Genomic DNA, 15,468 nt, shown 5'->3' with positions numbered 1-15,468 from the left:
ATTTGTTCGAAAAGCAGTGTAGTGCTCTTGTCTTATCGGGACGTTGGCTTCTTTGACAGCTTTTGGTGTCGAAACGACCACCCTCTAGTTAAAGATGGTTTAAAAATGAAGGAAATACAGAGTCTTATCAGGCCGGAAGGTGTTTTTTTCTGTAACGAAGAGTTGTGAACTGTTGCAGGTTTTCTGCGGGCATAAAAAAAGGCTCCCTTCCGGGAGCCTTTGAATACTGCGCTAACGTGTATTGAAACTCGACGTTTCAGTTCGCGCGGCGTTTTCGGCCAACCAGTGTCAGGCCGATGATGCCAACGCCCAGCAGCGCCAGTGAGCCAGGTTCGGGCACGGTAACAGAGCCCTTGCCGTAAAGGCTCACGTGAGACAGGCCATTACCCTTGCCGAAGTACGCCCAGTCTCCAGAGGAGACGAGGGAGTTAAGTTCATAAACGAACCAGTTGTCAGCCTTGTTTCCGCCACCAAATTTGAAGCCGATTGCAATAGTGCTGTATGAGTCCCAAAGGCTGCTATCGAATTCCCAGGTGCCGGTGCTGTCGGTCTGTCCGTACTCCAGATTGTAAAGTGCTGTGGGGTTCCCTGCGTTTTCAGATTTCTCCACAAACTGATAACCCGTTCCTGCGGCGTTGTTAAGAAAAATGTCATTGGCAGGGTTGCCGGTAAAGCTCGGGTTGTTCTTGCCGGACGCCAGGCATACTGCGGCCTGCGAATCGTCCATCTGCATATAGTTATAGGCATCATCACATTTGATGGGTGCCGCGACAGCAAAACCTGACATCAGGAATGCGGATGCCAGCGTTCCAGCCACCAGTGGCCAAAACTTAGTTCTCGTGTTCATTTTTGCTACTCCCGGTGATATTCCTTACTGCGGGAGAATCACAGCATTAAAGGTGCCACAGTCCAAAATCATCGTTGTTACCGATACATAGGCAAAGCGCAGTTTCCGACTCGGTTTGATAGTGTAAACAAAGCTGACATTCCTGGAGTCACGATGCCAGTGTCAACTGGTCAGCACCGATAGCACCTTCTGCGCATGCTCCGCCATTTCACTGCCCAGACTTGTCAGGTAACCGCCATCCTTCTGAGTGATCAGCCCCTTCTGGTGTAGGCGTTCAGCCGCGGTCACCATCTCCGGTGCAGCTGAATGCTGGTGAACCTTGATGCCCTCCTGCGCGGAAGACAGATCGAACATCGCCAGCAGATTGAGTTCATCAATGTGGTCGGAAGAGAAAGGCATGGTGCGTTCCTTGTGTTATTTTTAATGGTCTTAGTGTAGTTGTATACGAAGCCACGGTATTCGGCAAAACTGATTTCCGGATAAACCACCCCACCTGGATGGAGACAGGGATGTACACCCTTCATATTGCGAACAAGAACTACTCGTCATGGTCGTTGCGCCCTTGGGTCCTGATGAAGGAGCTGGGCATTGAGTTTAATGAGCAGCTCATTGTGTTTGGTGATGAGCCCACCTGGCAGGCTTACAGGCGCCTGAGCCCCAGCGGCAAGGTACCCTGCCTCACGGATGAAAGCACAACCGTATGGGACTCGCTGGCCATCATTGAGTATCTGGCCGAGCGTCACGAGGGCGTCTGGCCCAAAGACGCAAAGGCCCGCGCCTGGGCTCGCTGTGCTGCTGCTGAAATGCATTCCGGGTTCCAGTCGCTACGGGATATCTGCAGCATGAACGTGGGCCTGCGTATCCGCATGAACACGGTCAGTGAGGGCCTGCAAAAGGATGTCGACCGCATCGACAGCCTGTGGTCCCATGGCCTGCAGCAGTTCGGTGGCCCGTTCCTCGCCGGTGACCGCTTTAGCGCTGTGGATGCCTTCTTTGCCCCTGTCGTCTATCGGGTTCGCACCTACGGGCTGGACCTGAGCGAAGGCGCCGCTGCCTACGTTGAGAGGGTTCTGGCGTTAGGCAGTATGCAGCAGTGGGAAGCCGAATCCCTCGCGGAACCGTGGCGGGACACCGAGCACGAGGACATCGCGTTCACCGTCGGCACCTTGCTCGCGGACCACAGAAAATAGCCACTTTCTTTTAATGGACAGAGGACACACCAGGAATGATCAGTTGGGAAGACTTTGAGAACGTAGAGCTGCGCATCGGCACCATCATCGAGGTAAACGAGTTTCCGGAAGCCCGCAGGCCAGCGTACAAGTTGAAAGTCGATTTCGGCCCGGAAGTGGGCGTTCGAAAATCCAGTGCGCAGATTACCGACCTGTACAACCCTGAGTTGTTGTTGGGTAAGCAGGTGCTCGCCGTGACCAACTTCCCGCCAAAACAGATTGGTAAATTTATGTCCGAGTGCCTGGTGACGGGGATCAAGAATGATGAGGGGGCGATAACCCTGGTAAGCACGGATCACAAGGTGAGTAATGGGCAGAGGCTTATTTGACTCTTGATTTGATCAATAACTGATCTATTTTTAATGGTACCCCCTAACGGCCGTTGTCGTTGTCCAGAAGGCATGAGCAAAGGAATTTGGCATGTCTCAGTTACTATCGTATGAAGATACCGGTTCGCTTCTATCTGTACTGTCTCATGCATCGGAATTGTCGAAACAAGAGCTGGTGCGGTCCCTGGAGGCAATACCAGGCGTTGAGGTGGCTGGAAACCTACCCGCGAAGAATGAGCTGGCCGGGTATCACAGGTACAGCATTCCCGTGACATCGTCACGTAATCGCAAGTATTCCGGGCTCCAGGTGTGGGGGCTGGACCCAGCAACAGCGACCGTATTGGTGATCGGGCTGGGGATACTGCTCGATTACGTCAGAACATCCCGGAACCCTGACACATCATCGCCTGGCGGCGGTGGTCCCCCTACGATAGACAGCGACGGTTCCGGGCCCCAGGAGCTCTGTAAGCACAAAGTGGATGGCGAAGAATGCGGCCGGCCACTCAGATCACCCACAACCGTCCGGCAGGGTGGCTCAATCGTGGTTATACGCCACTGCACGAAAGATCCTGGTCCTCACCCCACTGTTGAATACTTTAGACAGGACTCTTAGGTTTTATAGGCGCGGACACGGTAACGTGATCGACAACGTGCTTGTCTAGGGCTTTCTCGGAACTATGGGTCAGCTTGTGATAGTGCAACCACAAATTGGCCGGGTGTATCCGGGGCGATGTTGTCGATGCGAAGTGTCGTATCACGCTATTAAACAAAAGCGAACATTCGAGATCGGCAGAATCAACTCCATTTTTACCCCTCAGCGAAGCGCCAGCAGCTGATACGACCTTCCTCGGTGCCGCTTGGCCTGCTCTTCGCGGGCTTATTTCTTGCGAGAAAATTTGTAAACCGCCTTTGATTGTCGGTGGCAGGCTGTAATGATTACCTTTTTGTTGGCCTGAGAATCACCAAGACGGGTTTGTTTATTTTCTTGCTTGAACGCTGGAAAGCCAGTACGCCGGGAGAGTTATGTCGATATTAGAGGGAGCCCAGCTGCAAAAGTTGCTAAAGGAACTTTTGGCAGCCAAAGATTCCACTGAAGCAACGAGGCTGATAGGTCGATTTAAGACACACGGCGAGATTCACTTCGAATCCGTCGAATGGATCGCGCTCCGAGAGACGACCAAAGACGGTAATTTGGTCTTTCCCAAGATCAATTGGGGTGGTCGATCGTTGGTGTATACCAACTGCGACTTCGGTGATGGTGATTTTATCTTTCCTGGCATTTTCCATGGGCCGGTGGTCTTCCACGATCCTCAGTTTGGCGCAGGTCTGGTGTCGTTTGCAGGATCAGAATTCCGGGGGTTACAAATTAATAACGGGTGTTTTTCAAAAATGGGACACCTGAATTTTGATGGGTGCTCATTCTCGGGGAAGACCAGGCTTTCAATAAAGCAGTTAGGAAACAAGGATCTTATCTTTGGCCATTCTCGAGGGATGACGGAAGGCGAGGGAGAATCCACAAAGATTGGTGGTGACCTTTTTATGCTGAGCGTTGAAGCGTCGGAAGGTCAGTTCGTAGATTTTGATAACGCACAGTTTTTGGCAAAAATCGTAGCGATGGATTTTGAGGGCGCCACATCTTTAAGAAAGGTCGAGTTCAATAACACCCTTTGGCATGGCCAACAGGTCCAGATTCGGAATCTGAATTTGGGCAGCGAGGAAAAACCGCGGTTGGCTTTTACCAATGCTGATTTTACAGCTGTACGGCATCTGTCGATAAATAACATCGGAATGCGTCAGGGCACCATCATTTTTGCGCTCGCAAGATTTCCCTCGGAGGCTATTTCCCACCTTCATTTTGGCCGCATTGGGCCGGGTAAAGTTATTTTTCACCATGCGGTGTTTCCCGGTTCGGCCGAGTTCTCCCAGGACGAAGACTCGCCCTTTCTTAGCGAGCTGTCTTTTAAAGGATCTACCTTCGAGGGGCCTTTGTCTCTCGCAGATATGAAATTCGGGCCGGTACCGGACCTGGCTGGAACCCAATTTAGCAAACATCTCAATCTTGCCAATATCGAATTCGGAAAAGGGTTGAGTAGAGGAGATATCCGACAAGAAAAAAATCGCGGCTTCAAGCTTCAACGCATCAAGGAGCTCGCTGAGGGAAATCGTGATCACGGGCTGGCACTGAGGTGTCATGCTGAAGAAATGAAGTGGAGTCGGTTTCGAGGTGGTAAAGGATCCTGGCCGGCGGGAGTGCTCGATGTGATGTTTGAAGTTTCTTCAAACTATGGGCAGTCGATATGGCGTCCTTTTTTTTGGCTCATCTTTTCCTGTGTGTTCTTTGCGTTTATTTACAGAAATTGGATTTCTGAAACTGAAGTCGAGTTGCTGTTTTCGTTTGCGTGGGTACTTCCGTTTTTGCCGGCAACCGGTTTCCTGAGGGATAGCTATGGAACCGTTCTTGACGATGGTGGTGGCGCTCTCTATCTACTGACATCCTTGCACGGTCTGATTTCGTTCATTTTGTTGTTTTTGATCGGTCTGGGCTTTAGAAACCGCTTCCGGATTTAAATTTTCTCGCGAGAAAATTTTGCTGCGATGAGCCTGCCTGGGCTTGGTGCTTATTTTTTGCAGGGAAAAGCTTCCTGTAGTGCTTCATAAAACAATAGGAGACCCGGCCTGGACAGTTCAGCGGGATTCTCCCTCAGATACTTGTAGACATCTTTTGGACTTACCCCTATCCGATTGACACTACCGAGTCTCTTGCGGAGACTTTGCGGATCGGAGCGTTCGCTTTGCGACCTCAGCTTTTACCAAGCATGGGAAGCCGTCATTTATGCTTACTTATGTAAGCATAAAGTGGCCAAAACGGCCAAGTTATGGTTTCAATGACGCTGGATAGGTAAATGTATCGAATGGTATGCCCACTTGGACTCGAACCAGGGACCACGGGATTATGGGAGCCCTGTGGCGGGTTTACGCAGCACCACAAAACCCATCAACGGGTCGACACCTCGTTGACACTCGTCTCCTCATTCGATTAGCTATCTAAACTGATAGTCACTCGAATTGGAGATTGGGCGTGGCTGATACCAAAATCCCTTTTGGATACCATATTGAATCTGAACGATTTGTGGACGTAAGGGACGTGCCCAGTGGGGCGCGATGTGGTTGTAAGTGTCCTGGTTGTGATCTTCCTCTTATTGCCAGACACTGCATGGTCGGGCGTGTTGACCACTTTGCTCACAATACCCGTGGACAAGACAAAAAAGTTTACGAGGAGTGCACGTTTTCATACTGGGTGTCAGTCGCCGCGATGGCTCGGCAGATTTTCTCCGAGTCCGAGTCATTTGATGTGGCTATGCCAGATTACGTTTATCCCCCGCCAAGCCCTTGGTCATCTGTTCCCGATCCTGATTACGTATGTTCTCAGGCCTGTACCATTACATTGGAAAACATTCACATAAACAGAAACCTACTGGGTGAAACTTTCGATGTAACTGGTGAATTCAAAGGCGTGCAAGTTGGTATAAAGCTGGTACACCCTGAAAAACAGGGTGTACCGGATTTTTCAGACTGGAATTGTCGCGATCATAAGGCGGTTGTTCTTGCCATTGATATCTCTAGTGCCAGGTCGCAATTTCAGCATACAGAGATACCTCTCAAAGTCGTTCTCTCGAAATCCATGGCGAAAGAGTTGGACTGTAAAAGATGGCTCTATCACCCAAGGATGGCTCACTATCTTGAGTCACACGATCGTAACGTGGAGAAATTCAGCTATCGGGAAGATTCACCACAGTTCCAGGTCCAAAAACAGAACCATCAACCATCTCAAGTAATTCCTTCGGTACGGAAATCAGTAGGTTCAGGAATGTATCGAAACGACCGGGGTGAGTATCTGTTTTATTGTCGCCGTTGTAATCATCAGGTTTTTCTAAATGCTCAACAGTGCTTTTGTGAACTTTGCTCTGGTGTCATGTATCGAATCCATCGAGATCAGGTTAATGCCCGTAATCTTTGATTTGCTCGATAGCTCGTTCTTATAGAAGGACAGCGTTATGTGTGGCCGCTACAACGTAATCGACGACCCGTTAGTCCAGGATCTTTTAGAAATCCTGGGCATACCTATACGCGTTCAATCCCGCCTCAACATAGCACCAGGTGCAAAAGGCCAGATCATCTACGAGACAAACCAGGGTAGAGCCCTGGAAGACGCGATCTGGTCACTACTAATCGAACCCAAACCCGATGGTAGCGGCTATCGCCCCTCACCAAAATACAGCACCTTCAACGCCCGATCGGGAAGCCTGGGAACCAGCCCACTCTGGAAAAAACGGTTCCACTCCCAGCGGGCCATTATCCCGGCCAGTGGATTCCACGAATGGACCGGGGAAAAGGGGCGCAAGCAATGCTACAACATTCATCCCGTTGATAGCGCACTCGCGTTTGCCGGGCTTTATGAGTTCTGGGATTTCCAGGGTGATATCGTACCTTCGTTTACCATCGTCACACTGCCGCCACATCCGAACTTCAGGCACATTCATCCGAAAAGCATTCCGTTGATGTTGAGACCAGAGGATTTTGAACTGTGGCTGGATCCTAAGCTGACGAATACCGATCCGTTGCAGCATCTGCTCAAGACGAGGATAGGTGAGCCTCTCTCCGTGGAGCCGATAAAGTCTCCGGAGAAACTTGAGATAAAGGGTGAGGTCGAAAAAATTGAAGCGGACGATGCCTGATCAGGAGTGTGGTAGTGCAACCATAATTTGGCCACGTATAGCCTAAATATGGTGTTATCGATGCGAAGTGTGATATCGAGTTTTTAAACAAAAGCGAACATCCGAGCGCCTTGCCGACACGTTTAGCTCAGATGCCCAACTCATGCTGAACGGCAAGCTCCATAATTCGCGCTATATGACTAAATGGTGTTTGGGGAAGTGGATTGCCGCTAACGCTGAGAATGAAAAATCTTTAGATATACCTATGATAGCTACAGAGCAGGATGGCGTTGGGCTACCCTATCTGGCAGCATAACCTCGCTAAGATCAATATCTGCCCGAACTTTAAACATGGACTGTGCTCTCCAAGTTCCCCGTTTGCTAACCCTCGGCTGCGGCGCTCAACACATTTCGATTTCCGCTAAGAGAAGCCCCTATGACAGAAAATAATTTAGAGCCTGTGTCAATCAGTAGCCTACTGAACGAGTCCTTCTTTATACCTGCGTACCAGCGTGGATATCGTTGGACCGAGAGGCAGGTTGAGGAGCTTCTGGAAGACATCGATGAGTTTCAAAAAAATAACGCCTCCTCTACCGGAGAGCCGTTTTATTGTTTGCAGCCCGTGGTCGTTAAACGACTTGGTGACGAGTGGGAAGTGGTCGATGGTCAACAGCGATTAACGACCATTCGAATTATTATGACCTGCTTAAAGACACAGGCCGAAGCGATGGACATGACGCCGTACCGAATTGCGTACGAGACTCGGCCTGAAAGTGCTGAATTTCTGGATCGACTGGATCAAGAACGGTCGATGGACAATATCGATTTTTTCCACATGTACCAGGCAAAGATTGCCATCGAAGACTGGTTTGAGACCAAGGGGGCAGGCTACAAGCTTTTGTTTCTTCAAACATTGCTGGGAGGCGAGCGTGATCGCCTGAAAGTAAAAGCCATTTGGTATCAAATCAACGAAGAGGTTGATGCCACCACCGTTTTCACGCGATTGAATGTGGGGAAAATCCCCTTAACCAATGGCGAACTGGTTAAGGCGTTGTTTCTGAAAAGCGGCAATTTTAAGGATACCAAAGACGATGATGGCTACCTGAAGCAGCTGAAAATCGCCCAAGAATGGGATGACATTGAGCGTACACTGCAAAAAAACGATTTTTGGTATTTCCTGAGCAACAAATCCTCTGAGGCAAACCGGATCGAGTTCGTTCTGAAGCTTATCGCTGACCAGTTGGCCTCAAAAACACAGACGATCAATCCCCACGATAAATACTACGTTTTTCTCGTTTTCTCACATTGGCTGGAAGAGCAGGAATCCGGAGATATTCACGAGGAATGGGCTCGCATAAAGCGATGCTTTATGACCTTGAATGAATGGTTTAGCGATCCAAACCTTTTCCACATGGTCGGTTTTCTGGTTTCCAGAAAGACTCAAGTTGGTGCGATTCTGAAGGCGTTCAATGGCTGTTCAACGAAAACCGAATTCCGGGCCTGGCTCAAAGCGACTATTTTCAATGTCCTCTTCCCCGACCTGGAGCCTCTGAATCAGTACACTGATCCTGACCATCTGGAATCAGACATCTCTGATTTTGTGGGCCAGCTTTCTTATGAAAACAATCGACAAAGTGTGGTTTCGATCCTGTTGATGTTCAACGTGGCCACGTTGTTTCTTAACCCCAGCAGCAACGCTCGATTTCAATTTGATCAGTTCAAAACCGGCACCTGGGACATCGAACACATTCGCTCGGTTACCAGCGATATGCCACGGGCCCCACGCCAACAAAAAGACTGGTTGTCAGACATTATCGAATACTTCTATAAAAAGCCTATGGAGGCCACCGGGGCGGGCTCTGAACTTCGACCAGAAGTAGGGGGCATGCTTGAAGAAGCTACACAGCTCCTGGAAGGCGAAACGTTCAATTCCGACCGCTTTGAGAAGCTGTTCTTAGCCATCCACACTCTTTACGCCCAGGACTCGGATGGTGAAGCAGAGCACTCCATCGGCAATCTTGCTCTGCTGGACAGCACCACGAATCGCAGCTACAAAAACGCGATCTTTCCCATCAAGCGGAACCGCATTATCGCCCTGGACCGGGACGCGACCTTCGTACCGATTTGCACGAAGAATGTGTTCCTGAAGTATTACAGTGATGAAGTCGACAACATGCTTTTCTGGAATTCACGCGATATCGAAAGCCACAAAAGCGCCATGACAGCAACGCTTCGCAAGTTCTTTAAAAACGACGGGGGGGCTCATGAATCAAGGGAAGACAATCAGCTTTAGCCAGATGTTTGGCGAATTGGATACGGCCCAAATTCCTGTTATTCAGCGTGACTACGCTCAAGGCCGCGAGGAGGCCTGGGAGGTTCGTCGTCAATTTCTTGCGGCCCTTCGCGGTTCCCTCACGACGGAAAGCCCCTCACATCCGCTAAACCTGGACTTTGTCTATGGGAACTTTGAAGGCGACAACAAGACCTTTTCAATTCTCGATGGTCAACAGCGGATGACGACGCTGTTTTTGCTCCATTGGTATCTTGCGGCGAAGGAGGGCCTACTTGAGGCGTTCAGAAACACCTTTGTGGCTGGAGAAAATGCCCGCTTCACGTACAAAACCCGAACCAGTGCCTCTGAGTTCTTTGATGCCCTGGCGAAAGCCGAGGACGTGGACCCTAACACTCTGAGCACCATTCTTTCCGAGGCCATTGAGGACAAAAGCTGGTTCATGCTTTCGTGGAGGGGCGACCCCACCGTTCACGCTTGTTTGAACATGCTCGATTCAATCCATGAAACTTTCTTCGATTGTCCGACTAATTCGTATGGCCGGTTAACGGATTCTCAGTCACCACGCATCACGTTTCAGTTTCTCAAGCTGAAAGACTTCGGACTCTCGGATGAGCTGTACATCAAGATGAATGCTCGCGGCATGCAACTGACTCATTTCGAGAATTTTAAGGCTTGGCTCTGTGGTCAGCTTGAGTGCATCCCCGGAGGTAACGAACTGGAGAGCAAACTGGATCAGCAATGGACAGACCTCTTTTGGCAGCTAAGCCGTCGAACCAACGAGGCCACGTTCGACCAGCTCTATTTGCGATTTTTCCACTTGATGGCGTTCTATCGTGCCTGTGATCGCACGGGGCAACCCTATATTCAGATGGATGAATCCGAACAGAAGTGGTTGAGTGTCGTACGGTCGCGCAGTGGCCACATTCCGTCGGACGATCTGGAAAAGCACGAAGCATTCGATCAGGAGAATCTTCGCCGCGTTGAGCTGATCCTCGACTATTTCTCTGATCTTCCCCAAAACAGCGGGCTTCTCGACGACTTGCTGAATGTGCTCACCAGTACCGATTATGTGCGCCAGACGCGATTCTATGCCCTGGTTCGGTTCATTGAATCTATGACGCCAGAGGCATGGGAAGTGCAAGAAGAACTGAGGCGCTGGAAACGGGTAACCAACAACCTCATCAACAACCACCGGATTGATGAGATGTCGTCTATCGTACCTTCCCTTCAGAGCCTGAATGAGCTTTCGGATCATTGTGCAGACCTCTATGAATTCGTTGCGAATTCCGGGATTGAAAGTGGCTTCGCCCCAGCCCAGCGGGAAGAGGAACAATTGAAGGCGAGCCTGATTCTGGAAGATCCGTCTTGGGAATCGCTTTTCGAGCGTTTTGAGGTCCACGTCTACCTCAAGGGAAAGCTTGGCTTTTTGCTGGATATGGCTAGGGGGCCTGACGACAGCATAAATTCCGAAAGCTTTGAGCACCTGGCTACGAAGACCGCTTCGGTGCTCAGTGACGAAATAAGGGTCTCCAAAGAACACCTCTTGGAGCGGGCACTGCTCTCCCTCGGCGATTATCTGGTCTACCATTCTTTCCACAGATCGAGCTTCTGTCTTCCGAACCGGGGGACATACCGGGAACGATTCGAGAACTGGTTTAAGGTGGTTAAAAAGCCAGAATTCAGAGCACTGCTTGACCACATTGACATCCACGACACTGAGGCCTCCCTAAGGGACCTGATTGCCAAATGTGACTGTGGTGGCTGGAGACAGCTGGTCGTAGAAAACCCGCAGGTCATTGGTTACTGCACAAAGCGACTGATTCACCGGGAAGGTGATCATGTCTGCTTGCTCAGCAAAGCATCTTTTAAAGGCTTCCATGCCGAACTGCGCACATACGTTCTGGACCTCAAGCTCAAGCAGTTGCAGCAGGAAAAGGGGCTCCCAGGGCCAATCCGGTCAGTTGCTTTCAAACCGGTCTATGGGTCGAACGAATGGAGCTACAACCTGATTAAGATGCAGGATGGGGGAGTCTACGCCATTTACTACGACTACGAAGGATTTACGACACAGTTCCGGCAGGAACCGAAGGACGGCTGGGTAGACGTTGGCATGCCGTCATTCTTGGAGGAAATTATCCAGGAATGTTTGCCCGGCAGCCCGGTGCGCTAGAACAACACTCCAGTTTCACAGTACAGGGAGCCTACAATGAATTACGATCCGACTTTCGATCAGACTCGACTGGATCAGTTGGCCGACCAGTGCCTTGTTGACAATACAGGAACGGGAAAGGTCATATTCCTTAGCGACGACGAGGACAATCGGCTTGAGCTGACCTCATGGCGATTCGAGGATGAGGAGGCCCAGGCGCGTCTAATGAAAAGCGAATTCAAGTTGTATCTGTTGGAATTGCTGGACACGCTCCTGGTGTATCGGGCCCAGCACGAACTGCCTAATGCGAGTCAGGGTGTGGTTAGCGTGCGTCAGAACCAAATGACTGTGCAGTGGGTTTCCCGGGCAGAAGCTGAGCGTTTGCGGGACTTGTAATGCATCAAAGCTGGGGGGCGATGGAGCCTTCTGTCCGGAATTTATTAGGGGATAGGGATGGAAACGGACAACCGCAACGAATTCGAAAAAAAGCCGCTTGTTCATGCGCACGTTAACGCGGTCGCGGAAATGTTAAAAAGGGAATTCCGGACACGCAGCACTTCGGAATTCTGGCACATACCCAAAAATGCTGTATTCCCAAAGGCAAATCCTCAAGGCATTTATGATTGGGTATTGGCAGAGTCCGTAATCTCGAAGGGAAAGATGCTCGACCATCGTCCGCTTGTTGCCATCGAGTACAAACCTGGTTCATCTTTGAAAGTATGGCCTTCACCGGAAGAGCCTAGTTTGGTCGTGGTCTCAATCGGAGCGAGCGATTCAGCCCGTGCTGTTGCCGAATTAATACTAGACGAGCATCGAAAACGAAAAAGCGCAACGCGTAATGCCCAGTTTCTTAGAATTCCTGGGTTTCAATTAAAAATTCGATCAGCACTTGAGGGCAGCGATTTAATCGCACTGCAAGAGGTGGCGCTATCGGAAATTGGCTCAATCTCAAGCGGTTTGCGTTCGTCTATTTCCGCCAAGGCAAAAATCCGGCCCGAGAGTGAAGAGTGGGTACCCGGACGCCGCCGATTTGACGTAGTGATAGCGACGCCGCCTCCTATGTGCCTGGCGCTAGCAGCAATTGAGATAGATGGCCGTACTCACGGTGATGCGGACAATCTCGGTGACCGCTTGAAAAATGCTTACTGTGCCAGCGTGGGAGTTCCCTTGATCAGGATTGAAATCGGGAGTCATCTAGATGCTGCGCTCAACCACCGGCAAGATGAGTTTGTTTCCCGCTATGTTGGTTGGCTGATCGACGCGATAAAGTCGCCAAGCTTTGACATAGAAACCATCCCAGATTTCCTGGCGTCAATCCGAGACATTGCGAACAAAGCCAATGCTGAGGTGCGTCAAGACTTGCTTGCACTAATCGAACATTCGAACAGATTCTTTCAGCGTCTAAGTCATTCCATTGAGTCCGCAATCGGGCCAAATGTGCCACCCCCTATCGGCTTAACTCCTGTGCACTATCGCTATGAGAACTGGGATGAAATAGGCTACCCAGAACTTGCTCATTCTGTGGTCGATACCCAAGCAATGAGCATTAGGAGGGGCGATGATCTATTTCTGAAGATTCAAAGCAAGTGGGGAGGTGCGACGTGTGGATTGAATGCCCCGGACTTTCCCAAAGAAGAGGAAGTCGGTCCGCTGCGGATTCGAGTTATCGGCAGTGAGAAGTTTCGCAAGCGATTTCATTATTTTGCAGAATTCGACGTGGCCAACGAGCACTGGCGAAAACACAACGAAGAAGGGCTTAAAGCTTTAGGTATAACGTGCCAAGAGGAGTTTGATGAAAAAATTCAGGAGTGGCAATTTCTGGATGATTTATCGGCAAGCAACGGCAATTTCAATAAAGTCTTCTCAATTGTAGAGCGGTATCTTCCTCGCAAGCCTGATGGAAACTGGGACGAAGTTGAGTGGTCTTCTGATGATTGGTGGAACTGGGGGAAGTCAAAGCCTAAAGAACTTTGGGGTGAGCCCCGGAGTAATCGATGGTATCGAGCGTCTATAGAGTACTGCATGAAATTCTGGAGTAGTCGGCGCGATGGCTTTCAGCGAAAGGCTGAGTCGGTAACCCAAGCTATTGAGAGTAAGTCCCCACAACTATCGCAGAATATAAAGGATGATGTGTTGCTCATCCTTGACGACTACCGCGATGCATGGAGAAGATTTGATGATTGGGCGCAAAGTCGGTAACTGGCTTTGGTCGTGTGCGCAGAAATCAGATAGTTGAGACTCTGCATTCTGCGGGTAAATAAATCGCTTAAGGTTACGTTTGACCCACTCTCCCTTTTGCTTCTCCAAAAACAGTGGCCGCCTCAAACGAACTTTCACCAGAGGTTGATCGCTAAAATTTAGTGTTCGCTTTGCGACCAAAGCGGACGATTTATGGTTTCAATACCAGTTTCAAAAATACTGGGGGAGTGGTGGGCCCACCTGGACTCGAACCAGGGACCAAAGGATTATGAGTCCTCTGCTCTAACCAACTGAGCTATAGGCCCTTTTGTCAGCGGATGCTGCTTTAAGGTTTGCTTTTGAGGTATTGTTTCCGGGCGGAAGCAACAAAGCGGGCGCCATTATACCGGTGAGGGGTGGCGCCCGCTACTGTTGTGGTGTTATCCGTTGCCCTGATCGTCAATGAAGCCGCGCAGGTGGTCGGAGCGGGAAGGATGGCGCAGTTTGCGCAGAGCCTTGGCTTCGATCTGGCGGATTCGCTCGCGGGTTACGTCAAACTGCTTGCCCACTTCTTCCAGGGTGTGGTCGGTGTTCATTTCAATACCGAAGCGCATGCGCAGCACCTTGGACTCGCGCGCGGTCAGGCCGGAGAGCACGGAGCGGGTAGCTTCGCGCAGGCCTTCGGCGGTGGCGGAGTCGACGGGCGACAGTGCCTGGATGTCTTCGATGAAGTCGCCCAGGTGGCTGTCTTCGTCATCACCGATCGGGGTTTCCATGGAGATCGGTTCCTTGGCGATCTTCAATACCTTGCGGATCTTGTCCTCGGGCATTTCCATGCGCTCGCCCAACTCTTCCGGCGTGGGCTCGCGGCCCATCTCCTGCAACATCTGACGGGAGATGCGGTTGAGCTTGTTGATGGTTTCGATCATGTGCACCGGAATACGGATGGTGCGGGCCTGGTCCGCGATGGAGCGGGTGATGGCCTGACGAATCCACCAGGTGGCGTAGGTTGAGAACTTGTAGCCACGGCGATACTCGAACTTGTCAACGGCCTTCATAAGGCCGATGTTGCCTTCCTGGATCAGGTCGAGGAACTGCAGGCCGCGGTTGGTGTACTTCTTGGCAATGGAGATAACCAGACGTAGGTTGGCTTCCACCATCTCCTTCTTGGCACGGCGGGCCTTGGCTTCGCCGATCGAGACGCGGCGGTTGATTTCCTTGATGTCGGAAACGTCCAGGTCGACTTCGGTCTGGATGTTGGCAATGCGCTTCTGCAGGCGCACGACTTCGTCGATGCGCTCGGCAATCAGCGGTGCGTAGGGCTTCTTGCCCTTGGACATCTTTTCGGCCCAGTCCAGGCTGGTTTCGTTGCCGGGGAACGACTTGATGAAATCCTTGCGCGGCATCTTGCACTCACGCACACAGATTTTCATGATCGCACGCTCGTTCTCACGCACCAGATCGTTGGTGGAGCGAACCACGTTTACAAGCTCATCAAAGGCCTTGTTGCCAAGCTTGAACGGCGCAAACACCTGTCCCAGCTCGTTCAGGGCTTCCTGGGTTTTCTTGTGGCCGCGGCCGTGTTTGGCCAGGCTTGCATCGGCAGCATCGAGCTTTTCTTTCAGCAGCTCAAAACGCAGACGGGTCTCTTCCGGATCCGGACCGCTTTCGGTTTCTTCTTCGCTGTCGTCATCGTCATCATCATCGTCGGAAGAATCGTCTGAGGTG

General features: G+C 50.9%; 12 protein-coding genes and 1 tRNA gene. 9 read left to right on the top strand and 4 right to left on the bottom strand.

Going from position 1 to position 15,468, the window contains the following annotated elements; genetic code table 11:
- Window positions 1-256: 256 nt before the first annotated feature.
- A complete protein-coding gene (locus AXW11_RS13170) occupies window positions 257-847 on the bottom strand; it encodes a PEP-CTERM sorting domain-containing protein (protein ID WP_041332642.1) in 591 nt (196 codons plus the stop codon).
- Between the two features lie 162 nt (window positions 848-1,009).
- Entirely contained in the window at window positions 1,010-1,246 is a 237-nt protein-coding gene (locus tag AXW11_RS13165; protein ID WP_036203201.1) for a TIGR02647 family protein, read from the bottom strand.
- A gap of 110 nt (window positions 1,247-1,356) precedes the next feature.
- On the opposite strand from AXW11_RS13165, the gene AXW11_RS13160 reads away from it, so the two are divergent.
- The 9 genes from AXW11_RS13160 (at window position 1,357) to AXW11_RS13120 (ending at window position 13,761) form a co-directional block, all read left to right on the top strand.
- Window positions 1,357-2,037, top strand: coding sequence for a glutathione S-transferase family protein (locus AXW11_RS13160; protein WP_091642257.1), 681 nt, complete (start codon window positions 1,357-1,359; stop codon window positions 2,035-2,037).
- 35 nt (window positions 2,038-2,072) lie between these two features.
- A complete protein-coding gene (locus AXW11_RS13155) occupies window positions 2,073-2,405 on the top strand; it encodes a tRNA-binding protein (RefSeq protein WP_007153529.1) in 333 nt (110 codons plus the stop codon).
- Window positions 2,406-3,428: 1,023 nt separating this feature from the next.
- Window positions 3,429-4,973, top strand: coding sequence for a hypothetical protein (locus AXW11_RS13150; protein ID WP_091642263.1), 1,545 nt, complete (start codon window positions 3,429-3,431; stop codon window positions 4,971-4,973).
- Window positions 4,974-5,484: 511 nt separating this feature from the next.
- Entirely contained in the window at window positions 5,485-6,423 is a 939-nt protein-coding gene (locus AXW11_RS13145; protein WP_143071138.1) for a hypothetical protein, read from the top strand.
- A gap of 37 nt (window positions 6,424-6,460) precedes the next feature.
- On the top strand, window positions 6,461-7,141 hold the full coding sequence (locus tag AXW11_RS13140; RefSeq protein ID WP_091642266.1) for an SOS response-associated peptidase: 681 nt from the start codon (window positions 6,461-6,463) through the stop codon (window positions 7,139-7,141).
- Between the two features lie 415 nt (window positions 7,142-7,556).
- The gene (locus AXW11_RS13135) at window positions 7,557-9,413 is read left to right on the top strand and encodes a DUF262 domain-containing protein (RefSeq protein ID WP_091642269.1); all 1,857 of its coding nucleotides are present in this window, start codon (window positions 7,557-7,559) and stop codon (window positions 9,411-9,413) included.
- A complete protein-coding gene (locus AXW11_RS13130; RefSeq protein ID WP_091642272.1) occupies window positions 9,385-11,583 on the top strand; it encodes a DUF262 domain-containing protein in 2,199 nt (732 codons plus the stop codon). The genes AXW11_RS13135 and AXW11_RS13130 overlap by 29 nt, the downstream gene beginning before the upstream one ends.
- Window positions 11,584-11,619: 36 nt before the next feature.
- Window positions 11,620-11,958 carry a hypothetical protein gene (locus AXW11_RS13125; protein WP_091642275.1) on the top strand — a complete coding sequence of 113 codons (339 nt, stop codon included), beginning with the start codon at window positions 11,620-11,622 and terminating at the stop codon, window positions 11,956-11,958.
- A gap of 57 nt (window positions 11,959-12,015) precedes the next feature.
- Entirely contained in the window at window positions 12,016-13,761 is a 1,746-nt protein-coding gene (locus AXW11_RS13120; RefSeq protein WP_091642277.1) for a DUF2726 domain-containing protein, read from the top strand.
- Between the two features lie 228 nt (window positions 13,762-13,989).
- On the opposite strand, the gene AXW11_RS13115 is transcribed toward AXW11_RS13120, so the two are convergent.
- Together AXW11_RS13115 and rpoD are read right to left on the bottom strand one after the other, a co-directional pair.
- Window positions 13,990-14,066, bottom strand: a tRNA-Ile gene (locus AXW11_RS13115).
- 114 nt (window positions 14,067-14,180) lie between these two features.
- On the bottom strand, window positions 14,181-15,468 hold a 1,288-nt coding region (rpoD, locus tag AXW11_RS13110; RefSeq protein WP_286792348.1), incomplete at its 5' end, for an RNA polymerase sigma factor RpoD.

The sequence above is a fragment of the Marinobacter sp. Hex_13 genome, from assembly GCF_001566815.1.
GTDB lineage: Bacteria > Pseudomonadota > Gammaproteobacteria > Pseudomonadales > Oleiphilaceae > Marinobacter > Marinobacter salarius.
The sequence above is the reverse complement of the archived record's forward strand: the minus strand, read 5'-3'. Positions and strand labels throughout refer to the sequence as shown.